The organism is Sphingomonas sp. PvP018, assembly GCF_017876865.1.
Classification (GTDB): Bacteria; Pseudomonadota; Alphaproteobacteria; order Sphingomonadales; family Sphingomonadaceae; genus Sphingomonas; species Sphingomonas aerolata.
On sequence record NZ_JAGIOU010000001.1, the window covers coordinates 1351665 to 1376630 of the forward strand.

Genomic DNA, 24966 nt, shown 5'->3' on the forward strand with positions numbered 1-24966 from the left:
TCCCCACGTGGGGAGAGGGAGCGGCCCGCCGTGTCACCGTCCCCGCGAAAGGGAGACGGACTTAACGGCCGATCAGGCGCTTTGCGATCGAATCGGCGACGTCGGACGACGGTTCGCCGCTGCGGTCGCTCTCGTCCCAGACCTGGATCAGCCGCTCGGGGATGCGTGCGATCCGCGCCTTCACTTCGGCCTCGTCGCCCTGGCCGAGATATTCGAGGCCGACATTGATGATGCCGCCCGCGTTGATCACGTAATCCGGCGCATAGAGGATGCCGCGTGCGTGGAGCCGCGCGCCGTCCTCGCGGACGCTGAGCTGGTTGTTCGCGCCGCCCGCGACGACTTTGGCCTTGAGCGCGGCGATCGACATTTCGGTCAGGATCGCACCCAGCGCGTTCGGGCTGAAGATGTCGGTGTCGGTCGTCAGGATCGCCTCGGCGGGGACTGCTGTCGCGCCGAGCTCACCCGCCAGCGCCTGCGCGCGGCCCTCGTCGACGTCTGCGAGCGTCAGCACCGCGCCGTCCTTGGCGAGCAGCCGGGCGAGCCCGCCGCCGACCGAGCCGACGCCCTGGATCGCAACGCGCACGCCCTTCATGTCGGTCGCGCCGAGCCCGCGCTGCGCCGCCGCCTTGACGCCCAGATAGATGCCGAGCGCCGTGTACGGCCCCGGATCGCCGCCCGCCGCACCGCTCGCGACCGGCAGGCCCGAGACGTAGCGCGTCTGGGTCGCGATCACCTTCATGCGCTCTTCGGACATGCCGACGTCTTCGGCGGTCACATAGCGGCCGCCGAGCGATTCGACCGCGCGGCCGAACGCCTCGAGCTGTTCGGTGGTGATCACGTCGCCGGGCTTGGCCGCGAGGACGACGCCCTTGCCGCCGCCGAGCTCGAGCCCGGCCATCGCGTTCTTGAAGCTCATGCCGCGCGACAGGCGCAGCGCGTCGGTCACCGCGCGGCCATTGTCCGCATAATGCCAGAAGCGCGTGCCGCCGGCCGCGGGCCCGAGCTTGGTCGAATGCAGCGCGATGACGGCGCGGAGACCCGAAACCGGATCGGTGAAGACGTGAACGCCCTCATGGTCGTCGAAATCGGGAAGGTCCCAAACCGCTGTCATCGCCGGCTCCATCAGGAAGAAGAAAATTGCTTAAACCTGAAATATTATTTTCCGGCCGGTTTTACCAGCACAAAGCGGCGCAAGGCCAAGCAGTTGGGAAAATAATGGGGCGACCGACGGGACTTGAACCCGCAACATCCGGCATCACAAGCCGACGCTCTAACCAATTGAACTACGATCGCCGCGAAGGCCCGTGCCCCTAAGCGGGCTGTTCGGGTCCGTCAAGCGCCGCGATCATGCGCCGCGTCGAATGTCGTCAAAAACTGCCTTCGATCGCCTGGCTATAGCCGCCCGCCCCGCGCACGAAGCCGATCGATTCGAGCCGCTGCTGGACGATCGGGTCGGTCGGTTGCAGCGTCAGCACCGCGCGGTAGCGGCCCGTGCCGTCGATCCGCAGCGTGATCCCCTCGGTCCCCGCCTGGCTGGCGAGCGGCACGATGAGCGCGTCGCCCTCGCATTTGGGCGTACCGCTGACCGACTGCGGCAGCGTGATCCCCGCCACCTCGCCGCCCAGCGTCGCACGCACCCGCCCCTCGGCACGCTCGCACTGGCCGTCGGCGAACCGCACGGTCACGCCGTCGAGATCGAGCGTGGTGACCGGCACCGGCGCGAACACCGCGCCGGTCGGGATCGTCGCGGTCAGATCATCGACGCCGAACCCGTGGCGGCTGACGCTCGCCGATCCGCGCAGCGGCCGCGGCTCCGTCTCGGGCCCGGCCAGCACGATCCGCGCGCGACCCGCCAGCAGCGGCAAGGGCGCGAGCCGGGCATGGAGGTCGCCGAGCGACAGCTCGCCGAACCGCGCATCGGTCAGCGTCGCGCCCCAGATCGTGCCCGTCACGCGGCGCGCGACGAGCCCCGCATCCTCGATCCCGACCCAGCCAAGCGCGGCGCGCATCGGCAGGAACACGATCAGTGCGAGCAGCAGCATGCCGCCGAACATGGCGGTCGGGCCGGTCCGCAACCGGATCCGCGTGACGCGGCGTGCGCCGACGCCCACGAAGCGTGCGCTGTCGCTCATGCGGCGCGCGCCTTCAACGTCATCGTCACGCTCACCGTACGGTCACCCTTGTCGGTCATGGTCAGTGCGTCGACCAGGATGCCCGCGCGCTCGAGCCGCGCCAGCCATGCGGTCAGCGCGCCCGGCCGCGCCGACGGCATCACGATCCGCACCCGGTCCGCGCCCTCCTGGTCGAGGCTGGTGATCGCGAACCCCGCGAGGTCCGCCTGGGTCCGCACGATCGCATCGAGCGATCCGGTCAGCGGCGTGGGCCGCGACCGCTGCGCGTCGCGGAGCAGCGCGACCATCGCCTGCGTCTCGCCGAGCCGGGTCACGGCATTGGCATGGCGTTCGCGCGCGCTCGACAGGCCGTCGCCGACCGGGCGGATCACCGCGCCCCAGAGCAGGGTCAGCACCGCGAGCGCCGCCATCACCAGCAACAGCCGCTTCTCGCGCAGCGATCGCCCCTCGAACCAGTGCCGCAACCCGGTCATGCGCCCTCGCTCCCGCCTGCACGGCCCGCCGTGATCGTGAATTCGCCCGACACGCGCCCCGCTGCCGCCTGGAAGACGCCCGCCTGAACCGCAAAGCCGGCACGCTCGAGCGCACTCCTGAGATCGGTCGCCAGCGCCTCGCGCTCGACGGCGACGCCCAGTCGGACGGTCCCGTTCGGCTGGAAGTCGAGCGCGGTGATCTCGCTGCCCGGCGTCGCCTGGACCACGGCGAAGATCGTGGCGGTGGTCGTGCTGAAGCCCAGCCCCGGCCCGCGCACGCGCGACAGCCGTTCGCCAAGCTGGCGCCCGGCATCGTTCACCGTCTCGCCGCGTGGCAGGCCCGAGCGGGCGACCTGTTCGGTCTGCGCCTCGATCATGTCCGCGCCGAAGCTGTATTTCGCGATCCGGACCAGCGTGATCGCCAGCGTCACCGCGAGGATCAGCCCCGACAGCACCGCCAGCCGCCGGATCAGCGCCCAGTCGAGCGCGAATCGCCGGCGCCGCGCGAACATCCCCTGCCGCAGGTCGAGCGGCCATGTCGCGACCGCCGCCGCCAGCGCCGCCTCGAGCGCGGCGGGCTCGACGGCCACGGGCGGCGTGTCGCCCGTCACCAGCGCGGTCAGCCCCGGCTCGTCGGCAAATCCGGTCGACGTTCCGCGCACGACCGTGTCGCCGGCAAGCTCGGCGCGGACATAGCCCTCGTCGGGGCGCGGCAGCAGCATCGGTGCGGGGAGCATCGCCACCGGGTCGACGCCGGCCGCCGCGAGCATCCGCAGCCAGCCCTGCATCGCCTCGATCCCGACCACGCCGATCGGCCGGTCGCCCTGCCCCTCGTCACCGACCGCGACATGGAGTTCGCCGAGCGGCGCCGCGCTCGCCTCTGCCGCGAGCAGCCGGGCGGCGGCGGTCGCCTGTGCGGCGCTGCGCGACGGCAGTTCGGCCCAGTGCAAGGTCACCGCCTCTGCCGGGGCGACCGCGATGACGCGGTGGTCCGCGTTCAGGTCGCCGCGATCTTCGGCGGTCGGGATCCCCTCGCCCTGCGCGACGATGCGCTGGTCGGCGATCCGCATCCAGCGAAAGCCGGTCGCGCCGGAGGGAAGGAACAGGAGCGTGGTCATGATGGCTCGCCCCATTGCCGCGATACGAGCCGCGCGGGAAGCGTCGTCGCGTCCATCAGTGCCTGTTCCTGCAAAACCGTCGTCCCCACCGTCACATCGATATCGAGCGTGAACCATTTCGACACCACTGCCGTCCCCCGTTCGCCATCCGCATTGGCATTGCCCTGCAACGCCGCGCTCTTGAAGAACACGTCGGTGGTCGCGACCCCTTGCGGCGGGCGTTGCAGGATCATCTGGCGCGCACCCGCGATCGACATCGTGTCGGGAAACAGCATCGCCAGGATCGGCGCCTGTTCGGGGAGCAGCGTGTTGACGTTGATCGGCGCGGCCTGCGCGACCGGCAGTGTACAGATCCACGGCCTGAGCGTCGCATAGATTTGCGGCGTCATGCCGACCACCGCGCGGAGTTCGCTCGGGTCGGTCATCAGCGTGCCCGCGGTGCGATAGGGCGTCTCGCGGTTTAGATAGGCGCCGTCCTCCGCGCCCATCGCCTGCTGGTCCTGATCGCTGTCGATCCAATCGGCGGCGCCCGCGGCGATCTGTTCACCGACCTGCGCGGGGATGTCGAGCAGCCGCATCAGCCGGACGAATTGCGGCCGCATCAGCGGGTCGGTGACATAGGCGCCGGCGCGTCCGCTCACCAGGCTGTTGAGATTGAAACAGTTTCCCCCGTCCCGCACGCGCGCGGTCGCAAAGCCGCCGCCGGGCAGCGGCATCCCGAACGGCTTGCCGCTCCAGTCGCCCTGCAACGTCACGCGTTTCACATTGGGCCCCAGCATCGCGTCGATCCGCGTCAGCGCGAGCGTCTCGGCGGCCAGCGCATAGGCGCGCGCCTGCTCCCCCGCCGCGGCATTGCCCGCGAGCCGCGTCGACAGCCGCAGCTTCTCGAGCGCCGCCCCCGCCATCACCGCGACGATCGCGACGAGCATGAGGACGGTCAGCAGCGCGGCGCCGCGTTCGTGCTCAGGGGGCTTCATTCTGGACCTCCCGCGCGGGCGGCGCATAGCCCGATCCGACGAGGAACAGCTGGCGATAGACCAGGCCGTCGGTGCGCTGGACGCTCAGCTCCATCGCCTCGGGCAAGGGCACGCCCTGCACGCCGTCCCAGCGGTCGCTCCACGCGCCACCCAATCGGTAGCGCAGCCGGACCTGGCGGACATTGGGCAGCAGCACGGCGGGCGGCAGCGGCGGCGCGCCGTCGACCATCGGATAGGCGATCCGCTGCAGCGCGCCGTCCGCGACCCGGTACGCAACCTTCTGCGTGCTCGACCGCGCTGCGCCGTCGATATTGGTCCAGCCACCGCGGACGAGGCGGAGCATCGGCGCGACGTCCGACCCGCTCTCGCCGACGAACGCGGGCAAGGGCGCGCCGGATTCGTCGCGCGTGCCCCGCAGCGCCGCCTGGCCGAGATCGGCGGACAGGATCGACATCGTCCGCGTCAGCGCGCCGAGATCGTCGAGCTTCGTCCCCGTCGCACTCTGCGCCTTCACGCTGAACGACAGGATCGCCACCCCCGCCGCCGCGATCATGCCGAAGATCAGCAGCGAGACCATCACCTCGACCAGCGTGAAGCCGTGTTCGGCGGAGCGCCTCACGGGGGTGAAGCCGTGTTCGGCGGAACGCCTCACGGGGGTGAAGCCGTGTTCGGCGGAGCGCACCGTGCACCGCCCGGTCATGACGTCGTCACCGTCGTCGCGCTCTGGCGCGGAGCGGGGCGGATCATCGTGAGGCGACCGAGCACGGCGCCGCCGCGATCCGCGACCGCCACGTCGATCCGCAAGACGGACGAGCCGCCCATCGCGCGCACCGACCGCGTCCAGGCCCAGCGGCGCCCGCCATTGGTCTCGGCGCCGGTGACGGTTCCGGCGGTCGGCGGCTGCGCCTGCGTCACTGCGTCGATCGCGACGTTGCGCGCGACCATCTGCGCGACCAGCGTGTCGTCGAGGATCGACGCGCCGCGGATCGTCGCGCTCTCCAGCCGGACGAGCGCCATCGCCGCCAGGCTGAACACCGCGAGCGCGACCATGATCTCGATGAGCGTGAACCCGCGATCGGTTTCAGCAGGCATCGATGCGCGGGGCAATTCAGCGCGCATCGGCGCGCACGGTGCCATCGGCGTCGATCGTCACGGTCGCGTTCGCCCCGCCGCGGCTGAGCGTCACGACCGCGGGCCGGTCGACCAGCCCGGTCGGGTCGAAGGTCACGCGGACGCGGCCGCTCATGTCGCCGATCACCGCGCGCGTGCCGTCGTTCCAGCGTTCGACGCGCATCGGTTTCTCGCTGATCGGTGTCCAGCCGCCCGCGAGCCGCTGGTCGAAGCCATAGCCGCCGCCGGTGATCCAGACGCTGACCGGGCGTGCCTCGACAATCGCCGAATCATGCGCCGCACGCGTCCGCGCCGCGAACCGCGTCGCCTCGTCGAACACGCGGCCGCGCGGGTCAGGCATCACGAAGACCGCCACCGCCGATGCGAGCCCGATGATCGTCACCACGACCATCAGCTCGACCAGCGTGAAGCCGCGGTCGGCGTGACGCCAGGACCTACTGCCAGCTGCCAATATCGGCATCGATCCCCTCGCCGCCTTCCTTGCCATCGGCGCCGAAGGTCCAGACGTCGGCCTCGCCATGCGTGCCGGGCGAGGCATAGAGATACGGGCGACCCCAGGGATCGTTCGGCAGCTTCTTGAGATAGCCGCCACGCTGGTAGCGCGACGGATCGGTCAGCCCGGCGGGTGCGGTGACCAGCGCGTTCAGCCCCTGCGACGTGTTGGGGAAGGTCATGTTCTGCAGCTTGTAGAGCTCCAGCCCGCCCTCGATCTGCGCGATGTCGGCCTTCGCCTTCTGGATCCGCGCGGTATCGCCCGAGGGCAGCACGTTGAGCGCGACGATCGTCGCCAGCAGGCCGATGATCACGATCACCACCATCAGCTCGACGAGCGTGAAACCCGCTTCACGACGCTTCTTCTTCTCTTCCGGACGCATACAAAACCTCATTGGCCTGCCAGCGTGTTGAGCTGGAGGATCGGGAGCAGGATGGATAGCACGATCGTCGCGACGATGCCGCCCATCACGACGATGATCAGCGGTTCGAGCAGCGACAGGGCGGTAGCGGTGAAGCGGTCGAATTCGCGTTCGAGATAGTCGGCGGCGCGTTCGAGCATCTCGTCGAGCCGCCCTGCCGCCTCGCCCGACGCGGCGAGATAGGTCAGCAGCGGCGGGAACACGCCCGCGCGCCGCATCGCCGCGGACAGGCTGCCGCCGCCGCGGATCGCGTCGACGATCTGGTCCGACGCGAGCCGCAGCCGACGGTTGTGGATCGTGCTCGCGGTCAGGTTGAGCCCGTCGAGCAGCGGCAGGCGGCTCGCGACCATCGTCCCCAGCGTCCGCGCCATCCGCGCCGCATGCAGGTCGCGCAGCAGTCGCCCGAGCATCGGGATCCTGAGCAGCCAGCTGTCGAAGGCGAGCCGGAAGCCCGGATCCTTCAGCGCGCGCCACAGGATCAGCCCCGACAGCAGCAGGACGAGCGCGATCACCCACCAGTATCCAACGAGGAACGCCGAGAACGCCATCACCATCCGCGTCAGCAGCGGCAACTCCTGCCCGACCGTGTCGAACTGTTCGACCACCTGCGGCACGACGAACATCATCAGCGCGGTAACCACCCCCATCGCGACGAGCGCGAGGATCGAGGGGTAGGCGAGCGCGGTGATCAGCTTGCCGCGGATCTCCGCCTGGCGTTCGAGCAAAGCCGCGAGCCGGTCGAGGATCGTCGGCAGCGACCCCGAACTCTCGCCCGCCGCGACCATCGCGCGGTAGAGCGGCGGGAAGCTCTTCGGCTCGCGCGCCATCGCATCCGCCAGCCGCCGGCCCTCGACGACGCCCGCATGAACGTGCTGGACGATCGCGCGGACGCTGTCCTGTTCGGTCTGGCGGGTGATCGTGCGCAGCGACTCCTCGAGCGGCGACACGCGGTTGAGCGTGGCGAGCTGGCGCGTGAACAGCGTCAGATTCTTGCCCGACATCTTGGGCTTGCCGAGCTGCAACCCGAACAGCGGCCGTCCCTTGGTCGCCTGCGGCGGCGTGCCCGGGCTGATCTTGACGACGTAGAATTTGCGCGCGTCGAGCGTCGCGCGCGCGAGGTCGATGTCCGCCGCGGCGATATGGCCGCGGCGCTCGGCGCCCTTGGTGTCGATCGCGACATAGTCGAAATCAGCCATGCGGGTGACCCGATTGCCGCATTATCCCGTTCGTTTCGAGCGAAGTCGAGAAACCACTGTCCGCGCGTGTGGCGCCGATTTCTCGACTGCGCTCGAAACGAACGGAAGGCCAGAGGGGCGTCATGCCGCCGCCACCTCGACGACTTCGGTCGTGTCGCGGCGCGAGACGCGGACCGCTTCCTCCGCCGTGGTCTGTCCCGACAGCACCAGCTCGCGCGCCGACTGCGCCAGGTTCTGCGATTTGGCAAAGGCATGCGCGGTGATGTCGGATTCGGCACCGTCGGTATTGATCAGGCGGCGGATCGTGTCGTCGATGCGGACCGCTTCGAACACGCCGATCCGACCCTTGTAACCCGTCTGGTTGCAGTCGTCGCACCCTTGCGCGACGTACACCACCGCGTCCGGCGCGATGCCGAGCAGCGGTGCGACCGTGTCCGATGCGGGTACCGCATTGCGACAGGTCGGACACAGCCGCCGCACCAGCCGCTGCGCGATCACCGCGCGGAGCGTCGAGGCGAGCAGGAAGCTCTCGACCTTCATGTCGCGCATTCGCGTGATCGCGCCGATCGCGTCGTTGGTGTGGACGGTCGACAGCACCAGATGCCCGGTCAACGACGCCTGCACCGCGATCTCGGCGGTTTCGCGGTCGCGGATTTCGCCGACCATCACCACGTCGGGATCCTGACGCAGGATCGCGCGCAGCCCCGCCGCAAACGTCAGCCCGACCTTCGGATTGACCTGGGTCTGGCCGACCCCGTCGACCGCGTACTCGACCGGATCCTCGACGGTGAGGATGTTGCGGCTGCCGTCGTTGAGCAGGCGCAGCGCGGCGTAGAGCGAGGTGGTCTTGCCCGAACCGGTCGGCCCGGTGACGAGGATGATCCCGTTCGGCTCGCTCAGCGCCTCGTTCAGCAGCGCGAACAAGGCGGGCGGCAGGCCCAGCGCCTCGAGGTCGATCCCCGCATTTTCCTTGTCGAGGATACGCAGCACCACGCGCTCGCCCGCGCGGCTCGGCAGCGTCGAGACGCGGACGTCGAGCAGCTTGCCACCCAAAGTCAGCCCCATGCGGCCGTCCTGCGGCACGCGGCGCTCGGCGATGTCGAGCCGCGCCATCACCTTGATCCGGCTGACAACGACCGGCGCGACGTTGGGCGGCATGCGCAACGTCTCGCGCAGTACGCCGTCGATGCGCATCCGGACGACGAGCCCGGTCTCGTACGGCTCGATATGGATGTCGGACACGCCGTTGCGTGCGGCGTCGGCGATGATCCCGTTGATCAGCCGGATCGCGGGCGCATCGTCGGCGGTGTCGAGCAGATCCTCCGCGGTCGGCATGTCGCCCGCGAGCAGATCGAGCTCGTCACCCATCCCGACCGCGGCGAGCGCATTGGCCTGGCCGTCCATCGCATAGACGTTGGACAGCAGCCGGTCGAACGCGGGCGCCTCGACCGTGCCGATCGCGAACGGCCGGCCGAGATAGCGGCGCAGTTCGAGCAGCACCTTCGGGTCCGCACCCGCACGCATCGCGATCGTGAGCTGTGAATCGGGGTCGGTGTGGTCGACGACGACGCCGAACTTGCGTGCGAAGGCGTAGGGGATGGTGATCTGGGGGAGTGCGACATCAAGCCCCTCCCCTTCAGGGGAGGGGTTGGGGTGGGGCGATGCCACAAGCGCCGCGATTGCTGGGACAGGCCCCACCCCCAACCCCTCCCCTGAAGGGGAGGGGCTTTGATCGCCCAGTTCATGCCCCTCGCGGATGATCATTTCTTCACCGGCCGGAAGACCGTGCTCGTGCTGCGCACCGGCACCGCGATCCGCGGATCCTCGATGCTCCCGGGGATCGGCCCCGACGGGATAGGCGGCGCCGCGCCCATGTAGTCGCGCACCAGCTGGTCGATCGACGGCTCGCGCTCGGGCTCGGCGAGCCCCTGCTGCAGCCGGAGATAGCCGTAACGCTGTTCGGTGATCCGCCGGCTGTCGCCCGCGGTGCGCAGGATCGTCGGCCGGATGAAGATCATCAGGTTGGTCTTCGACCGCTGCTTCGCCTTTGACGTGAACAGGTGCCCGAGCACCGGCAGGTCGCCGAGCAGCGGGATCTTCTCGATCGTCCGGCGCTCGTTATCGTCGAGCAGGCCGCTGATCACCGCGATCTGACCGTCGTCGACGGTCCGCACCGTCTCGACCTCGCGCTTGTTGAGGATCAGGTCGCTATTGTCGCTCGACACCGGCCCGGCGATCGAACTGACCTCGAGCCGCAGGTTGAGCTTGACCGTCCCGCTCGAGTTCACCTGCGGGCGGACGGTCAGCTCGATGCCGACATTCTGGCGTTGCGTGGTGCGGAACGCGTTGTCGAAGTTGTTCGACAGCGCCTGGCCGGTGGTGATCGGGATCTCCTGCCCGACCAGGCTGTGCGCCTCCTGATTGTCGAGCGTGACGAGGTGCGGGACCTGGAGCAGGTTGGACGTCGTGTCGCTCTTCACCGCGTTGATGATCGCGCCGAAAAAGGTGCTGCCGATCTTGCCGCCAAAGCCGCCGAACCCGCCGGTGGCGGCAAGGATCGAGCTGATCGCCGATTGCTGCAGCGTGTCGGCGGCGCTGCTGGTGTTCTTCGTCACCGTCGTGCTGCCGTCGGTGTTCGTCGTCGTCGTGGTCGAGGTGTTGAGCTGCGTCGCGCCGATCGCACCTGCGATCTGCAGGATGTTCGGCGCGGAGTTCGAAAAGGTCGACGCGCCGAACGCGCCGCCGCTGGGATCGCCGACGATGAACTGCGCACCCAGCGTCCGCGCCGTCGTGTCCGAGACCTCGGCGACGATCGCCTCGACGAGCACCTGTTCGCGGCGCGTGTCGAGCTGGCGGACCACCTCGGCGAGCTGACGCTGAATCTCGGCGGGCGCGGCGATGACGATCGCGTTGGCGCCGATGAAGCGCGTGACGACCGCGGCGGTGCGGCCCCCCGCGGCGGTGATCGCGGGCTGGCCAGAGCCCGATCCCGACGATCCGCCGCTCGACTGGACCGGCTGGCTCACCTGCGCCTGCTGGGTACCGCCAAAGCCCGATCCGCCGCCATTGCTGCCACTGCTGCTGTTCGCGCCGAAATTGGAGCGCGACAGCGGCTGGCTACTCGGCTGGGTCGGGGTCTGGCCGACCAGTTCCTGCAGCACCGGCAGCAATTGCTCGGCGTCGGCGTTTTCAAGGAACACGACCTTGATCTCGGTGCCGTTGCGCGCCTTCTGGTCGAGGTCGGCAGCGACCTGCGCCAGCCGCGCGACCGTGGTCGGATCGCCGCGCAGCGCGACCGCGTTCGATCCCTCGACCGCGACCACCGACGCGGTCGGCCCCGATCCCGCGCCGCCGCCCTGCGCGCCGCCCGGGGCCCCGCCGGTGCCGATCAGGCCCTGCAGCGCGGTCGCGATGTCGCGCGCGCTCGCATTCTTGAGCGCGACGACGCGCGTCGACGAGGTGTCGGTGTCGACCCGGCGGATGACTTCGCGGATGCGGCGGATATTGTCGGCGAAATCGACCACCACCAGGCTGTTGCCGCCGCGGTTCGCGGTGACCGACCCCTGCGCGCTGACCAGCGGCCGGACGGTGTCGACCGCACTCGCCGCGTCGGTCGCGCGCAGCCGGATGATCTCGGTGACATAGCTGTTGCGCGCCGCCCCCGCGACGCCGATCCGGCTCGGCTGCGACGCCGCATTGTCGAGCGGCTGCACGCGGAACGCCCCGTTCGAGGTCGGCACCGCGACCAGCCCGTTGGCGCGCAGCGTGGACAGGAACACCTCGAAATATTCGGACCGGCTGAGCGGCCGGTCGGTGACGACGGTCACCTTTCCCGACACCCGGTTGTCGATGATGAAGGTGCGCCCCGTGACCTTGGCGGCATCGGCGATGAACGCGCGGATATCGGCGTCGCGGACGTTGAGCGTCGTCTGCGCATGCACTTCGCCGACGAGCGCCAGCGCGAGGACGGGCGCGAGGACCGAGGCGAGAACTAGTTTCTTCATTGCGGCCTTGGTCTTGGGGTCAGGATGAAAAGCGGTGAACGGCATGATAGGAATCAGGGAGGAGATCATTGCGGGGGCGCGATCGTGATGGCGAGCGGCAGCGTGTCCTTGCCGCGTTCGACGGTGATCGGGACATTGCCGCCCTGCGCGAAGTCGGCAGCGATGCGGTCGAGATCGCCCGGCCCGGTGACGGGACGCCCGCCGATCGAGGTGACGATGTCGCCGTCGCGCAGCCCCGCCTGGCGGAAGGCGTTGCCCGAGCCCTGCGACCGGACCGTCAGCCCGCTGACGCGGCCGCCGTCGATCCGCGGGATGAAGCCGATCTCGCTGCGCAACTGGCCGATCGCGATGCCCGCGCCGCCCGGCGGAGGCGACGCACCCGGCGCTGCGCCGGTCGGGGATACCGGCGCGACCGCGTCGGACTGGTCGAGGAACAGGTCCTCGTCGACGCCGCCGCGATCGATCGTGACATGGTCGAACGCGACCGCCTTCAGCCGGACGCCGGGCTGGATCTCCTCGCCGACGACGATGCTGGTCTGGACATTGTCCGCGCCCGCGATGATCGCCGAGCTCCGACCCGTCGCATCGTCGATCCGCGTCCCGAACAGCGTCAGCTGCAGCGCGGTGACGGTCGCAGGTCCGGCGCCGGCGGGCGCGCCCAGTCGGAAGAACGGGTCGAAGCTGCGCAGGATGTCGCCATTCGCCCCCGCCGGCGCGATCGCCGCCGGGCGCCACGCGCCGAGCGGGGTCACCGGCGCCACCGCGACCCAGATCAGCCGCGCGCATTGCACCGCCAGCCCCGCCATCAGCGCGAGCTCGGCGGCAGAATATACCGTGATCACGGGCAGCCGCCGCAGGATACGGCGCGCACGTGCGTCGATCGTCAATCGCATGAGCGAACCCCCTCCCGACGCGGTGCCGCCGCCATTGGCGCCCCCAATGGCGCTAGGCATGCCATGTTACAGTTACGCGTCAATCTGGCGATAGATTTATGCCGCGCTGGCGCAAGCACGGATTGCCCGGCAAAACAGCATCATGGTCACCCCCTCCACCGACACGCCGCCCGCCCCCTCTCCGGTCTCGCTCGGCAGCGGCCTGCCCGCCGAGCCGGTCGTCGCGCGGCTGACCGCAGCCCCCGGCGTCCAGCGCGTGCCGAGCCCCAAGCTGACGCTGTTCCTCAACCGCGGCTTCCTGCCGCCCGCGCTGTGCGCCGCGCTGCTCGAGCGGATCGACGCCGTCCGCCGCCCGTCGACGATTTCCGATTCGAACGGCGATGCGAGCTACCGGACGAGCGAGACGGGCGACCTCGACCCCGCCGATCCGGTGGTCACCGACGTCGAGGCGCGGATCGCCGCGCTGACCGGGCTCGACGGCCTTTATGGCGAACCGCTCCAGGGGCAGCGTTATGCGGTCGGGCAGGAGTTCAAGGGCCATACCGATTACTTCGAGCCGACCGGTGTCGACTATGACCGCTATTGCAGCGTCGCGGGCAATCGCACCTGGACCGTGATGGTCTATCTCAACCAGCCCGAGGCGGGCGGCGCGACGCGGTTCAAGGCGATCGACAAGATCGTCCAGCCCGAGACCGGCAAGCTGCTCGCCTGGAACAACCGCCGGCCCGACGGAACGCCCAACCCCGCGACGCTCCACCACGGCATGAAGGTCCGCAGCGGCGTCAAATACGTCATCACGAAATGGTACCGCGAGCGCCCCTGGGGGTAGCTGCCCCCTACCGCGGCATGCGGGCGCGACCCGGGATGCAGAGCCACGCAGCGGTCCGCCCGTGACCCTGGGTCCCGGCGTCCGCCGGGATGACGGGCGGGTGGCAGGCGCCCCGTTCACCCCCACCCCGTCATCCTGGGCTCGACCCAGGATCCAGAGCCGAGCAGCGCCGTCCCCGGCAACACTGGATCCCAGCCTTCGCCGGGATGACGGGGCGGTGCTAGCCCCCCCGGGCAGCCCGCCACCGCCCGACCTCAGAACGTCGTGCTCAGCCCCAGCGTGAACACCCGGCCAAGATTGTAGCGGTTGATGAACACCTGCGCGCCATTGTCGAAGGTCTGGCCTTCCTGGAACCGCGTGCCGGTCAGGTTGCGCGCTTCGGCCTTCAGCTCCCATTTGCCGCCGACGAGCTCGAAGCCCTGCCGTGCGACCAGGTCGAGGCGGATGCCGGGCTTTTCGATGATGTCGGGCTGGAAGCCGACGCCGCTGAGGTTCGACGGGCCGCGGTTGGTCACGCGGTTGCTGGCATAGTTGAACAGCAACGTGATCGCCGACAGCGACGCCGTATCCTCGAGCCCGACCTGGACGTTGACCAGATGATCCGACTGGCCGGTCAGCGACGCGCCGTCGCGGAACTGGAGCGAGGCCGGACCGAAGCCCGCCTGGCACCCGCCGAGCGTCTGGTTGAGCACGTTCGGGACGCAGCTGTTGTCCGCGGTGATCGACGACTTCGAATAGGTGTAGTTGGCGATGAACAGCGCGCGGCGCGTCGCGAAGAAGTCCGAGTTGAGGAAATCGAGGTCGAAATATTTCTGGAGCTCGACCTCCGCGCCATACAGCGTCGCCTCGGGCAGGTTGGTGAAGCCGGTCTGCAGCCGGTCGTCCGCGCCGGTGTAGAAGCCGACCTGCTCGACCGGGTTCTTGATCTCCTTGTAGAAGCCGCCGAGCGTGAAGCGCTGGTCGCGCGCGAAGAACCACTCGTAGCGGCCCTCGAGATTGTAGAGCTCCGAGTCCTTCAGCAGCGGGTTACCGAAGAACAGCCGATCCGATTCGGGATCGCGGAACTGCTGCGGCGCGAGCTCGCGGAACTGCGGGCGCGAGATCGTCTTCGACGCGCTCGCACGCAGCTGCATGTTGTTCGCGAAATTATAGGTGAGCGTCGCGGCGGGCAGGAAATAATCGTTCTTCAACCGCGTCGTCGTCGTGCCGATCGGCGTCACCTGCTCCTCGGCGGTCTCGTAGCGGACGCCGATCGTCGCGCGGACGCCGTCGGTCGCCTCGGCCTCGGCCTGGACATAGCCCGCATGGATGCGCAGCGACGCATCATAGGCATAGGCGCCGAGCGGCGTGCTGAACTGCAGCTGGATCTGGTTCGCGTTGAGCGAATCGATCCCGAGCAGATAGTCGGGACGCAGCAGGTTGTAGGGATAGCCCGGCGCGGTGCCGCCGCCCGCGGCGGTCTGATAGTTGAACTGGAGGCGCGTCGAATTGCGCTTCGTGTCCGAGTAGAAATAGCCGGTCGACAGCGTCATCGGCCGCTCGGTGTCGAGCTTGTACGACAGGTCGCCCTGCCCGGTGTACAGATCCTCGTTCAGCTCGCTGAAGATGATCGATGCGAACGGCGTGAAGCGCTGGGTCACCTGATAGGCGCCGTTGCACTGCGCGCCGTCCGAGCCATTGGGTGCCTCGACGCTGATCGGCAGGCCGGTCGTGGTGGTCGCCGAGCACAGATAGTCGAACTGCCGCTCGTACGGCGCGTTGCGCTTCGAATTGGCATAGGCGCCGCGCGCGTCGAATTTCAGCGCGTCGGTCAGCTTGAACTCGCCGACCAGCTGGCTCTCGAACAGCTGGCGTTCGAACCAGTTGGTGTTCTGCTGGAAACGCAGCCCGCTCGAATTGTTGTAGACGGTCGCCGACGAGCCGCGCGCCTGCTTCAGCGTGTCGTGGATATAGACGGTGGTCGAGCGGATCGTGTTCGGGCCGAACTCGTAACCGAGCCCGATCAGCGCGTTGGTGACGATCCGGTTGTCGGTCAGCAGCGTCTGGAAATCGTTGCGCAGCGTGCCGTCGGTCGACACCGAATCCTGCTGCGTCGACGAGCGCGTGCGGAAGGTGTTGCTCGCGCTGAGCGATGCGATGATGCCCAGCCGGTCGGAGCCGAAGTCGAACACCGATCCGCCGCTCAGCTCGCCCGACCAGTTGGCCGGCAGCTGGTTGTTGCGCTGGAGCAGCGTCGTGTTCGCATTGGTGAGCTGCGCGACCTGGTCGGTCGGGATGATCCCGGTGCCGCCAGGCGCGTTCTTGATGAAGGCTGGCACCTTGCGCGCGCCGTCGTCGAAGCCGATCCAGTCCGCATCGCCGCCATAATAGGTATAGCCGAGCTCGCTGGTCGTCACGGTGTCGGCGGAGATCGACCCGCCGATGCTCAGGAAGTTCTTCTCCGGGATCGCCTTGGTCGTGAGGTTGATCACGCCGCCGCCGAATTCGCCGGGATAGTTCACCGAATAGGTCTTCTGGACCAGCGCCGAGCCGACGATCGCGGTCGGGAAGATGTCGAGCGGAACCGAACGGCGAAGCGGCTCGGGGCTCGGCAAGGGCGAACCGTTGAGCAGCGACGACGAATAGCGATCGCCGAGGCCGCGGACATAGACGAAGCCGCCGCCGACGACGCTGAGGCCGGTGACGCGCGTCAGTGCGCCGGCGATGTCGCCCTCGCCCGTCCGCGCGATGTCCGCGCTCGACAGCACCGAGACGATCTGTGCGGTCGCGCGCACGGTGTTCGGGATGTTGCGCCCGACGACGACGATGTCCTCGCCCGCCGCGGCGTCATAGCCCGGGCTCGAGACCTCGACGCCGGCTTCGGGTGCGGCCTGCGGTGTGGCCTGTTGTGTGGTCTGCTCTTGGGCCGTCGTGCCCGGCGTCGCGGCGTTGGCCTGGTCCGCCTCGGCCTGCGGCGTCGCGGCGGGCCGGGGCGGTGCGGCCGGCGCGGGCGCGGTCTGCGCGAGCGCGGCGGGCGCGACCAGCGTCGAGGTGAGGAGGAGCAGTGTTCCGTAGGCGCGGCGCTTGGACATGGCCTGTAATCCCGATTCGTAAAGTCATAGGCGAATGCCGGGACGGTCCCCCAAGGACCGCCCCGGCATCACGGCGCATTCAATTGGCGCCCGCCTCAGCGGCCCTGGCAGGCGAAGTAGACCGAGCTGAACGCGGGCGGTCCGACGTCCTGCAGCGCGGCATCCGCCGGCCGGACCGTCGTGCGGCCGCCCGTCGTCTGCTCGCCCGCGATCATGTTGACGCAGGCGACGTTCGCCGGAGTCTTCACCACGCCGTTGACGAAGGTCATGTCCGCACCACCACGCAAGCGGATCGCGGCCGGGGCCAGCGCCGTCTGAATGAAGGTGAAGTTGGCGTAGCGGCCGAATGTGCGCGGCAGCAGGTCCTCGGCATTGTTCGAATCGATCTCGGTCGAGAAGGAGTCGGCGGTCGCACCGAGTGTGCGCTGGGCGGCGATCATGAACTGGATGAAGCCGCGATAGCCATTGTCGATATCGAAGCCGTCATCGTCCGCGCCGGTGATCGCGATATACTTCAGGTTGCTCGTGCCGCCGAAGATCTCGATGCCGTCATCCGCCGAATTGTGGCTCTGGATGTGGTTGAGCGTGGTGCCCGAGCCGGTCCCGCCGAGCGTCAGGCCCTGCAGCTCGTTGCCGTCGCTGATCGCGATGCCGCTGTAGCGGATCTGGACGTACTGCATCGTGCCGCTGCTGTCGGCGGCCGTCGGGCCGCCATAGAAGCGCCCGGTGACACCCTCGATCGCCTGCTGGCAGGTCGTGCTGCTGCCGGCGGCATTGTTCGGGCCGGTGCCGGTGGCGCAGACCGCGACCGGTGCGCGGCCGAGCATGACGATTCCGCCCCACTGGCCCTGCGTCGCGTCGCTGACGCCGTTCGACGCCAGGTTCTGCTGCGAGGTGAAGACGATCGGGGCGGTGGCGGTGCCGACCGCGTTGATCTTCGACCCGCGGTTGACGATCAGCAGGTCGTTGGTCGTCTCGCTCGAATCCGCGGCGATCACGACGCCGGCCTCGATGTTGAGGATCGCGCCATTGTCCGCACCGGTCGTGCCGACATCGGTGCCGATCTCGGTCTGGCCGCGCAGGCGATAGAAGACGCCGGCGATCTTCGGCAGCGTCAGCGTGCCGCTGATCACGGTCGGCAGACGGCAGGCGCGGAACGTCGCGACCAGGCCGTCATCGGTCGTGCCGGTCGGGCAGACGCTCGTCGCGGTGACCGCGCCGACCGAAGGCACCGCGGTGCAGCGTGCGCCCGAGCCGCCGAATTCGGCCGAGGTCGAGTTGCAGGTCCAGCCCTGGAACGCGGTGTCGGTCGGGCCGTTGAGCGCGCCGACGAAGTTGGTGCTGGTGAAGAAGCTGTTGAGCGTCGACGGATCCATCGGCGTGGTGAGCGACGTCGCCGAGGTCGGATACAGGCCGTTCAGGCCGGTGCTGACGCCGCTGACATTGTTGTTCGTGCCGGCGTTGACGACCGCGAGCTGCTCGTCAGGCGTGATCGTGATGGTGTTGACCGTGGTCGGGGCAGCGAACTGTGCCGCGGTGATCGCGCTGGGCGTCGGCGTCGGCGTGGGGGTCGGCGTCGGGGTCGGCGTTGCCGGCGGGATCACGATGGTACCCGCACCCGGCGACGCGACGCTGTCCGCGCCTCCGCATGCCGACAGCGCCGCACAGGCGGTGCTGGTCAGCAGGATAAGGCCGATGCGCTTGAAGCTGGTCATTCACGGAACTCCCGGTCGATCATTGATTGCGTGGATCGACTCGGGTCCCCCTGCCGATCTCTCAACGGCGGTTAGGCGGCGTAGATGACAGCGAGATGCGGTTTCGATGACGGCTGAGTGACGGCGGTGTTTCAGCAATGTGACACCGGGGCCGCGAGGTACGCGCCGAGCCGAGGCGGGACGACGACGGACGGTATCGCGGGGACCCGGGGTGCATCACCCCGCTTTCGCTGCGCGGCACAATGATTTAAGGGGCACGGACGCTAGCAAGGCCCTTATCCGGGCAATCCCGCGGATTTCACCGCGATTACAGGAATTTTCGACGAGTATGGCCTCTTTCAAGGACCCCGGTTTTCAGGAACGTACCGCCTCTGCGAACGACGCGAAGCTGAAGGCGCTCGAGAAACTGCGCGCCAAGCCTGCGATCGATCCGGCGGTCGCCGCCGAACGCGCCGCCGCCCGCGCCGCCAAGGAGGAGGCCGAGCGCGCCAAGCGCCAGGCCAAGCGCGATGCCGAAGAGGAGGCCAAGGCCGCCAAGAAGGCCGCCGCTGCCGAAGCCGCAGCCCGTGCGCTCGAGGCCGAAGCCAAGTCGCAAATGTCCGACGCCGACAAGAAGGCGCTCCGCGACGCCAAATATGCGGCGCGCAAAGCCAAGAAGAAGTGAGGAAACGGCCGGGGATTTCCCCGGCCTTTTTCTTTTGTGCCGCCGGGATTTTTGGTCGGCGCCTCGCCTTACCGTCATCCGGACGAACGTCAGGACCCAGAGCCATAAGCGCCAACGCCTGCAACTCTGGGTCCCGGATCAAGTCCGGGATGACGAAAGAGGGAAGCGCATCCCACACTCACACCTGTCATCCTGACGAACGTCAGGACCCAGAGCCACGAACGCCAACGCGCGTGACCCTGGGTCCGGGATGACGGACGGGGGAGAAGCCCCCCGCCCTCAGGCTGCGAGTGCGTCCTGCTCTTCGGGTGCGAGCCGGATCATGTAGTCGAATGCCGCCAGCGCTGCCTTCGAGCCTTCGCCCATCGCGATCACGATCTGCTTGAACGGAACCGTCGTCACGTCGCCGCCCGCGAACACGCCGGGGATCGACGTCTCGCCGCGGTGATCGACCTCGATCTCGCCGCGCATCGTCAGCGCGACCGTGTCGGTCAGCCATTCGGTGTTAGGCACCAGGCCGATCTGGACGAAGATCCCCTCGAGCTCGACCTGATGCAGCGTGTCGTGGTTGCGGTCCTTGTAGCTGAGCCCCGTCACCTGCTTGCCGTCGCCGAGCACCTCGGTGGTCATCGCCGAGGTGACGACCTTGACGTTGGGCAGGCTGGCGAGCTTGCGCTGGAGCACCGCATCCGCGCGCAGGTCGCTGTCGAACTCGATCAGCGTGACATGCGCGACGAGGCCCGCCAGGTCGATCGCCGCCTCGACGCCGCTATTGCCGCCGCCGATCACCGCGACACGCTTGCCCTTGAACAGCGGGCCGTCGCAATGCGGGCAATAGGTCACGCCCTTGTTGCGATACGCCTCCTCGCCCGGCACGTTCATCTGGCGCCAGCGCGCACCGGTCGACAGGATCACGGTTCGAGCCTTCAGCGACGCGCCGCTCGCAAGCTGCACCTCGTGCAGGCCGCCGACCTGGGTCGCGGGGATCAGCTTGCTCGCGGTCTGCAGGTTCATCACGTCGACGCCATATTCGGCGACATGCTGCTCCATGTGCGCGACGAGCTTGGGCCCCTCGGTATGCGCGACCGAGATGAAGTTCTCGATCGACATGGTGTCGAGCACCTGACCGCCGAAGCGCTCGGCCGCGATGCCGGTGCGGATGCCCTTGCGCGCGGCATAGATCGCCGCCGCCGCGCCGGCGGGGCCGCCACCGACGACGAGCACGTCGAACGGATCCTTGCCCGCGATCTTCTCCGCCGCGCGCGCGGTGCTGCCCGTGTCGAGCTTAGCGACGACCTGCTCGACGCTCATCCGGCCTTGCGCGAACGGCTCGCCGTTGAGGAAGATCGCCGGCACCGACAGGATGTTACGGTTCGTGACCTCGTCCTGGAACACGCCGCCCTCGATCGCGACATGGCTGATCCGAGGGTTGATCACGCTCATCAGGTTCAGCGCCTGGACCACCTCGGGGCAGTTCTGGCAGCTGAGCGAGAAATAGGTCTCGAACGCGAAATCGCCGTCGAGCCCGCGGACCTGCTCGATCACTTCCTGCGTCAGCTTCGACGGATGCCCGCCGACCTGCAGCAGTGCGAGCACCAGCGAAGTGAACTCATGCCCCATCGGGATGCCCGCGAAGCGCACGCCGATATCGGTCCCGGCGCGGCGGATCATGAAAGACGGGCGGCGCTTGTCGTCGTCCTTGCGTACCATCGTCACCGAATCGGACAGCGCCGCGATCTCGGTCAGCAGGCCCTCAAGCTCTCGCGACTTGGCGCCGTCGTCGAGCGAGGCGACGAGTTCGATCGGCTGGACGATGTTCGCCAGATAGGTCTTTAGCTGCGCGGTAAGGTTCACATCGAGCACGGACGCTCTCCTGTCTGGTGAAAGGGACGCGCGGCGGGCTGCCGTCGCGAAAATCGTCACCCCGGACCGGGTCCGGGGTCCACCGTGCCGCACGACATCGGGGCGTCATGCGGCAGGGTGGCTGCCAGACCGAAGTCCGGCAGGCCGGGGAAGGAGCGAACCCCTCCCCCTTTGGTAACGAAGCCGGGCGACCGGCTCCGTCAGTGGCTCAGATCTTGCCGACGAGATCGAGCGACGGGGCAAGCGTGGTCTCACCCTCTTCCCACTTGGCGGGGCAGACCTCGCCGGGGTGCGCTGCGATATATTGTGCGGCCTTGACCTTGCGCAGCAGCTCCATCGCGTTGCGGCCGACGCCTTCCGAGGTGATCTCCATCAGCTGGATCACACCCTGCGGGTCGACGACGAAGGTGCCACGATCGGCCAGGCCCTGGCCTTCGCGCATCACGTCGAAGTTGCGCGTGATGGTGCCCGACGGATCGCCCAGCATCGTGTAATCGATCTTGCCGATCGCCGGCGACGTGTCGTGCCAGGCCTTGTGCGAGAAATGCGTGTCGGTCGACACGCTGTAGACCTCTACGCCCATCTTCTGGAACGCGGCATAATTGTCGGCCAGGTCCTCGAGTTCGGTCGGGCAGACGAACGTGAAATCGGCCGGGTAGAAGAAGAAGACCGCCCACTTGCCCGTGACGTCGGCGTCCGACACCTCGATGAACTTGCCCTGGCGATAGGCCTGGGTGGTGAACGGCTTCAGCTGGGTGCCGATGATCGACATGGGGTAGCTCCTCAAATTTGTGCGACGCATCATATATGGGATGCTGCGGCGCAGCGTGAAATGCAGAATGCCGATCTAGTACATTCACGCAGTCGATCACAGAGGCGCCAAAGATCGACTAAGACACTGAAAGACTTTCAGAAACAGAAACGCCGGCCCGCTCGCAATGGAGAGGACCGGCGTAAATCTGGTGGGCGCGACAGGGATTGAACCTGTGACCCCACCCGTGTGAAGGGTGTGCTCTACCGCTGAGCTACGCGCCCGAAACTGGTTCGGAAGCGGGCCTTTAAGCGCGGCGTGCCGCGCTGTCCAGCCCTGTCGGTCACGATCGGTCGATCAGTTGACCGAATCCTTCAGCCCCTTGCCCGCCTTGAACTTGGGCTGGGTCGACGCCTTGATCGTCATCGGCTCGCCCGTGCGCGGGTTGCGTCCCGTCGAGGCCTTGCGCTTCGAGACCGAGAAGGTGCCGAACCCGACCAGCCGGACTTCCTCGCCCTTTTTCAGCGCGGCCGAAATCGCGTCGAAAACGGCTTCGACGGCCTTGACCGCATCGCCCTTGACCAGCCCCGACGTGTCCGCGACCGTCGCGATCAGTTCCTGCTTGTTCATACAGTTAATCCCCCAAACAAATACCGAATCGGCAGCGATGGAATCGCGGCGCCAATCTCCAGGCAGTAACGCGGCGGTATCGTCTGCTGTCAAACGAAACCGCCGCGCGACGCTCTAACCGCGCGGTTCGGTAACGGCCATCGTGACGCGGCGAAATACCGCGCCGGATGCGCTCAGTGGTGAAGACCACCCCCGACCGGCGGGATCGGCGCGGGCGGCAATGCCGCCAGCTCGTCCGCGTCGGTCCACTCGATCGCCTCGAGCGGCTCGGTCAGCGCAAGCCGCAACACTTCGTCGACATGGCTGACGGGGATGATCTTCAGCCCCTCCTTGATGTTCGCCGGGATGTCCGCGAGGTCCTTTTCATTCTCCTGCGGGATGAGCACGGTGGTGATCCCGCCGCGCAGCGCCGCGAGCAGCTTCTCCTTCAGCCCGCCGATCGGCAGCACGCGGCCGCGCAGCGTCACCTCGCCGGTCATCGCCACCTCGCGCCGGACCGGCACGCCGGTCATCGTCGAGACGATCGACGTGACGATCCCGACGCCCGCCGACGGCCCGTCCTTGGGCGTCGCGCCTTCGGGCAGATGGATGTGGATGTCCTTGCGGTTGAACAGCGACGGCTTGATGCCATAGCTCGGCGCACGCGCCTTGACGTAGCTGAACGCGGTCTCGATCGACTCCTTCATCACGTCGCCGAGCGTCCCCGTCAGCTTCGCCGCGCCCTTGCCCGACACGGTGACGCTTTCGATCGTCAGCAACTCGCCGCCGACCTCGGTCCAGGCGAGTCCGGTGACCGCGCCGATCTGGTTCTCCGTCTCGGACAGGCCGTGGCGATATTTCTGCACGCCCGCGAACTCGGCGATGTTGTCGGGCGTGATCGTCACGCTCGTCGCCTTGCCCTCGAGTATCCGGCGCAGCGCCTTGCGCGCGAGCTTGGCGATCTCGCGTTCGAGCGTACGCACGCCCGCCTCGCGGGTATATTGCTGGATCAGCGTGCGCAGGCCCTCCTGTGTCAGGATGAACTCGCCGTCCTTCAGGCCATGCGCTTCGATCTGCTTCGCGATCAGATGCCGCTCGGCAATCTCGACCTTCTCGTCCTCGGTATAGCCCTCGAGGCGGATGATCTCCATCCGGTCGAGCAGCGCCTGCGGCAGGTTGAGCGTGTTCGCGGTCGTCACGAACATCACGTCGGACAGATCGAGGTCGATCTCGAGATAATGATCCTGGAACTTGCCGTTCTGCTCGGGGTCGAGCACCTCGAGCAGCGCCGACGCGGGATCACCGCGGAAATCCTGGCCGAGCTTGTCGATCTCGTCGAGCAGGAACAGCGGGTTCGACGCCCCCGCCTTTTTCAGGTTGGTGACGATCTTGCCCGGCAGCGAGCCGATATAGGTGCGGCGATGACCGCGAATCTCGGCCTCGTCGCGCACGCCGCCCAGCGACTGGCGGATGAACTCGCGACCCGTCGCCTTTGCGATCGACTTGCCGAGCGAGGTCTTGCCGACGCCCGGAGGCCCGACGAGACACAGGATCGGCCCCTTCAGCTTGTTGGTGCGCGCCTGGACCGCGAGATATTCGATGATCCGGTCCTTGACCTTCTCGAGCGCATAGTGATCCTCGTCGAGCACCGCCTGGGCCGCCGAGATGTCCTTCTTGATCTTCGACTTCTTGCCCCAGGGCAGCCCCAGCAGCACGTCGAGATAGTTGCGCACGACCGTCGCCTCGGCGCTCATCGGCGCCATCGTCTTCAGTTTCTTGAGCTCGGCGGTCGCCTTGGAGCGCGCTTCCTTGCTCATCTTGAGCGTCGCGATCTTCTGCGTCAGCTCGGCGATCTCGTCGCCTTCGCCCTCGTCACCCTCGTTGCCGAGCTCGCGCTGGATCGCCTTCAACTGCTCGTTGAGATAATATTCGCGCTGCGTCTTCTCCATCTGGCGCTTGACGCGGCTCTTGATCTTCTTCTCGACCTGCAGGACGCCGAGCTCGCCCTCCATCGCCGCAAACGCCATTTCGAGGCGCTTGGCGGGGTCGGTCTGCATCAGCATCGCCTGCTTGTCGGCGACCTTGATCTGGATGTTGGCAACTACGGCATCGGACAGCCGGGCGGCCTCGGTGATCTCGGACAGCTGGGTCGCGGTCTCGGCGGGCAGCTTGCGGTTGAGCTTGGCGTAATTCTCGAACTGGTCGACGACCGAACGCATCAGCGCCGCGATCTCGGGACCCTCGACCTCGGCATCGGCGACCGTCGCGACTTCGGCGGTGAGGAAGTCGCCGCTCTCGTCGAGCGTCTCGAGCGTCGCGCGGACCTTGCCCTCGACCAGCACGCGCACCGTACCATCGGGCAGCTTGAGCAGCTGGAGCACGGTCGCGGTCACGCCCATTGTGTAGAGATCGTCGCGCGCGGGATCGTCCTCCGCCGGGTCGAGCTGCGCGACCAGAAAGATCTCCTTTTCTGCCGCCATCGCCGCCTCGAGCGCCGCGACCGATTTCTCGCGGCCGACGAACAGCGGAACGATCATGTGCGGAAACACGACGATGTCGCGTAGCGGAAGAACGGGATAGTGGGTCATGCAAGCTCCGGTACCGGACCGAACAAGGTCGGCGTCAG

21 protein-coding genes and 2 tRNA genes are annotated in these 24966 nt (G+C 68.0%); 2 read left to right on the plus strand and 21 right to left on the minus strand.

The features are described from left to right. Positions 1 to 61: 61 nt before the first annotated feature. The 14 genes from J3A66_RS05705 to J3A66_RS05770 all read right to left on the minus strand — a co-directional run bounded on the left by J3A66_RS05705 (position 62) and on the right by J3A66_RS05770 (position 12838). Positions 62 to 1111, minus strand: a complete 1050-nt coding sequence (locus J3A66_RS05705) for a Glu/Leu/Phe/Val dehydrogenase (protein ID WP_192007233.1) — start codon at positions 1109 to 1111, stop codon at positions 62 to 64. A 105-nt stretch (positions 1112 to 1216) separates the two neighbouring features. After that, a tRNA-His gene (locus J3A66_RS05710) sits at positions 1217 to 1293 on the minus strand. A 74-nt stretch (positions 1294 to 1367) separates the two neighbouring features. Further along, entirely contained in the window at positions 1368 to 2132 is a 765-nt protein-coding gene (gspN, locus tag J3A66_RS05715; RefSeq protein ID WP_209567694.1) for a type II secretion system protein N, read from the minus strand. Beyond that, positions 2129 to 2605 carry a type II secretion system protein GspM gene (gene gspM / locus J3A66_RS05720; RefSeq protein ID WP_037532937.1) on the minus strand — a complete coding sequence of 159 codons (477 nt, stop codon included), beginning with the start codon at positions 2603 to 2605 and terminating at the stop codon, positions 2129 to 2131. The genes gspN and gspM overlap by 4 nt, the downstream gene beginning before the upstream one ends. Then, positions 2602 to 3723, minus strand: a complete 1122-nt coding sequence (gene gspL / locus J3A66_RS05725; RefSeq protein WP_209567696.1) for a type II secretion system protein GspL — start codon at positions 3721 to 3723, stop codon at positions 2602 to 2604. Before gspL ends, gspM begins: the two co-directional genes overlap by 4 nt. After that, complete coding sequence (gene gspK / locus J3A66_RS05730; RefSeq protein WP_031440013.1) at positions 3720 to 4700, minus strand: type II secretion system minor pseudopilin GspK; 981 nt, start codon at positions 4698 to 4700, stop codon at positions 3720 to 3722. Before gspK ends, gspL begins: the two co-directional genes overlap by 4 nt. After that, positions 4687 to 5400 (minus strand): type II secretion system minor pseudopilin GspJ, encoded by a 714-nt coding sequence (gene gspJ / locus J3A66_RS05735; RefSeq protein WP_084215297.1) that lies wholly within the window; start codon positions 5398 to 5400, stop codon positions 4687 to 4689. Before gspJ ends, gspK begins: the two co-directional genes overlap by 14 nt. Further along, positions 5397 to 5792, minus strand: a complete 396-nt coding sequence (gspI, locus tag J3A66_RS05740) for a type II secretion system minor pseudopilin GspI (RefSeq protein ID WP_031440015.1) — start codon at positions 5790 to 5792, stop codon at positions 5397 to 5399. The genes gspJ and gspI overlap by 4 nt, the downstream gene beginning before the upstream one ends. Positions 5793 to 5808: 16 nt before the next feature. Next, positions 5809 to 6291: a GspH/FimT family pseudopilin gene (locus tag J3A66_RS05745; RefSeq protein WP_209567698.1), complete on the minus strand. Its 483-nt coding sequence runs from the start codon at positions 6289 to 6291 to the stop codon at positions 5809 to 5811. Continuing rightward, complete coding sequence (gene gspG, locus J3A66_RS05750; protein ID WP_031395041.1) at positions 6266 to 6706, minus strand: type II secretion system major pseudopilin GspG; 441 nt, start codon at positions 6704 to 6706, stop codon at positions 6266 to 6268. The genes J3A66_RS05745 and gspG overlap by 26 nt, the downstream gene beginning before the upstream one ends. An 8-nt stretch (positions 6707 to 6714) precedes the next feature. Then, positions 6715 to 7941 (minus strand): type II secretion system inner membrane protein GspF, encoded by a 1227-nt coding sequence (gene gspF / locus J3A66_RS05755; RefSeq protein ID WP_209567700.1) that lies wholly within the window; start codon positions 7939 to 7941, stop codon positions 6715 to 6717. 120 nt (positions 7942 to 8061) lie between these two features. After that, positions 8062 to 9705, minus strand: coding sequence for an ATPase, T2SS/T4P/T4SS family (locus tag J3A66_RS05760; protein WP_209567702.1), 1644 nt, complete (start codon positions 9703 to 9705; stop codon positions 8062 to 8064). Then, on the minus strand, positions 9702 to 11945 hold the full coding sequence (gene gspD / locus J3A66_RS05765) for a type II secretion system secretin GspD (RefSeq protein WP_209567704.1): 2244 nt from the start codon (positions 11943 to 11945) through the stop codon (positions 9702 to 9704). Before gspD ends, J3A66_RS05760 begins: the two co-directional genes overlap by 4 nt. A 65-nt stretch (positions 11946 to 12010) precedes the next feature. Then, a complete protein-coding gene (locus tag J3A66_RS05770) occupies positions 12011 to 12838 on the minus strand; it encodes a type II secretion system protein N (protein ID WP_209567706.1) in 828 nt (275 codons plus the stop codon). Positions 12839 to 12980: 142 nt separating this feature from the next. On the opposite strand from J3A66_RS05770, the gene J3A66_RS05775 reads away from it, so the two are divergent. Beyond that, complete coding sequence (locus tag J3A66_RS05775; protein ID WP_209567708.1) at positions 12981 to 13667, plus strand: 2OG-Fe(II) oxygenase; 687 nt, start codon at positions 12981 to 12983, stop codon at positions 13665 to 13667. A gap of 254 nt (positions 13668 to 13921) precedes the next feature. On the opposite strand, the gene J3A66_RS05780 is transcribed toward J3A66_RS05775, so the two are convergent. Together J3A66_RS05780 and J3A66_RS05785 are read right to left on the minus strand one after the other, a co-directional pair. Beyond that, positions 13922 to 16738 carry a TonB-dependent receptor gene (locus J3A66_RS05780; RefSeq protein WP_209567710.1) on the minus strand — a complete coding sequence of 939 codons (2817 nt, stop codon included), beginning with the start codon at positions 16736 to 16738 and terminating at the stop codon, positions 13922 to 13924. A 95-nt stretch (positions 16739 to 16833) separates the two neighbouring features. Next, positions 16834 to 18453, minus strand: a complete 1620-nt coding sequence (locus tag J3A66_RS05785) for a hypothetical protein (RefSeq protein WP_031438961.1) — start codon at positions 18451 to 18453, stop codon at positions 16834 to 16836. Between the two features lie 328 nt (positions 18454 to 18781). On the opposite strand from J3A66_RS05785, the gene J3A66_RS05790 reads away from it, so the two are divergent. After that, on the plus strand, positions 18782 to 19117 hold the full coding sequence (locus J3A66_RS05790; RefSeq protein ID WP_031396424.1) for a DUF6481 family protein: 336 nt from the start codon (positions 18782 to 18784) through the stop codon (positions 19115 to 19117). A 279-nt stretch (positions 19118 to 19396) separates the two neighbouring features. Here J3A66_RS05790 and ahpF read toward each other — a convergent pair whose 3' ends face one another. The 5 genes from ahpF to lon all read right to left on the minus strand — a co-directional run bounded on the left by ahpF (position 19397) and on the right by lon (position 24928). After that, positions 19397 to 20980 carry an alkyl hydroperoxide reductase subunit F gene (ahpF, locus tag J3A66_RS05795; protein ID WP_107932362.1) on the minus strand — a complete coding sequence of 528 codons (1584 nt, stop codon included), beginning with the start codon at positions 20978 to 20980 and terminating at the stop codon, positions 19397 to 19399. 208 nt (positions 20981 to 21188) lie between these two features. After that, on the minus strand, positions 21189 to 21752 hold the full coding sequence (gene ahpC, locus J3A66_RS05800; protein ID WP_031396422.1) for an alkyl hydroperoxide reductase subunit C: 564 nt from the start codon (positions 21750 to 21752) through the stop codon (positions 21189 to 21191). Positions 21753 to 21940: 188 nt separating this feature from the next. Then, positions 21941 to 22015, minus strand: a tRNA-Val gene (locus J3A66_RS05805). 73 nt (positions 22016 to 22088) lie between these two features. Continuing rightward, positions 22089 to 22361 carry an HU family DNA-binding protein gene (locus J3A66_RS05810; RefSeq protein ID WP_031438963.1) on the minus strand — a complete coding sequence of 91 codons (273 nt, stop codon included), beginning with the start codon at positions 22359 to 22361 and terminating at the stop codon, positions 22089 to 22091. A gap of 173 nt (positions 22362 to 22534) precedes the next feature. Beyond that, positions 22535 to 24928 carry an endopeptidase La gene (gene lon / locus J3A66_RS05815; protein ID WP_056680308.1) on the minus strand — a complete coding sequence of 798 codons (2394 nt, stop codon included), beginning with the start codon at positions 24926 to 24928 and terminating at the stop codon, positions 22535 to 22537. Positions 24929 to 24966: the final 38 nt, after the last annotated feature.

Coding starts and splice junctions, on each gene's coding strand:
- J3A66_RS05785 (WP_031438961.1), bottom strand. CDS start 18,453: ATGACCAGCTTCAAGCGCATCGGCCTTATCCTGCTGACCAGCACCGCC.
- gspF (WP_209567700.1), bottom strand. CDS start 7,941: ATGGCTGATTTCGACTATGTCGCGATCGACACCAAGGGCGCCGAGCGC.
- J3A66_RS05705 (WP_192007233.1), bottom strand. CDS start 1,111: ATGACAGCGGTTTGGGACCTTCCCGATTTCGACGACCATGAGGGCGTT.
- gspM (WP_037532937.1), bottom strand. CDS start 2,605: ATGACCGGGTTGCGGCACTGGTTCGAGGGGCGATCGCTGCGCGAGAAG.
- gspG (WP_031395041.1), bottom strand. CDS start 6,706: ATGCGTCCGGAAGAGAAGAAGAAGCGTCGTGAAGCGGGTTTCACGCTC.
- J3A66_RS05780 (WP_209567710.1), bottom strand. CDS start 16,738: ATGTCCAAGCGCCGCGCCTACGGAACACTGCTCCTCCTCACCTCGACG.
- gspD (WP_209567704.1), bottom strand. CDS start 11,945: ATGAAGAAACTAGTTCTCGCCTCGGTCCTCGCGCCCGTCCTCGCGCTG.
- J3A66_RS05790 (WP_031396424.1), top strand. CDS start 18,782: ATGGCCTCTTTCAAGGACCCCGGTTTTCAGGAACGTACCGCCTCTGCG.
- gspJ (WP_084215297.1), bottom strand. CDS start 5,400: ATGACCGGGCGGTGCACGGTGCGCTCCGCCGAACACGGCTTCACCCCC.
- gspN (WP_209567694.1), bottom strand. CDS start 2,132: ATGAGCGACAGCGCACGCTTCGTGGGCGTCGGCGCACGCCGCGTCACG.
- lon (WP_056680308.1), bottom strand. CDS start 24,928: ATGACCCACTATCCCGTTCTTCCGCTACGCGACATCGTCGTGTTTCCG.
- ahpC (WP_031396422.1), bottom strand. CDS start 21,752: ATGTCGATCATCGGCACCCAGCTGAAGCCGTTCACCACCCAGGCCTAT.
- J3A66_RS05760 (WP_209567702.1), bottom strand. CDS start 9,705: ATGATCATCCGCGAGGGGCATGAACTGGGCGATCAAAGCCCCTCCCCT.
- J3A66_RS05770 (WP_209567706.1), bottom strand. CDS start 12,838: ATGCGATTGACGATCGACGCACGTGCGCGCCGTATCCTGCGGCGGCTG.
- gspL (WP_209567696.1), bottom strand. CDS start 3,723: ATGACCACGCTCCTGTTCCTTCCCTCCGGCGCGACCGGCTTTCGCTGG.
- gspK (WP_031440013.1), bottom strand. CDS start 4,700: ATGAAGCCCCCTGAGCACGAACGCGGCGCCGCGCTGCTGACCGTCCTC.
- J3A66_RS05810 (WP_031438963.1), bottom strand. CDS start 22,361: ATGAACAAGCAGGAACTGATCGCGACGGTCGCGGACACGTCGGGGCTG.
- J3A66_RS05775 (WP_209567708.1), top strand. CDS start 12,981: ATGGTCACCCCCTCCACCGACACGCCGCCCGCCCCCTCTCCGGTCTCG.
- gspI (WP_031440015.1), bottom strand. CDS start 5,792: ATGCCTGCTGAAACCGATCGCGGGTTCACGCTCATCGAGATCATGGTC.
- J3A66_RS05745 (WP_209567698.1), bottom strand. CDS start 6,291: ATGCCGATATTGGCAGCTGGCAGTAGGTCCTGGCGTCACGCCGACCGC.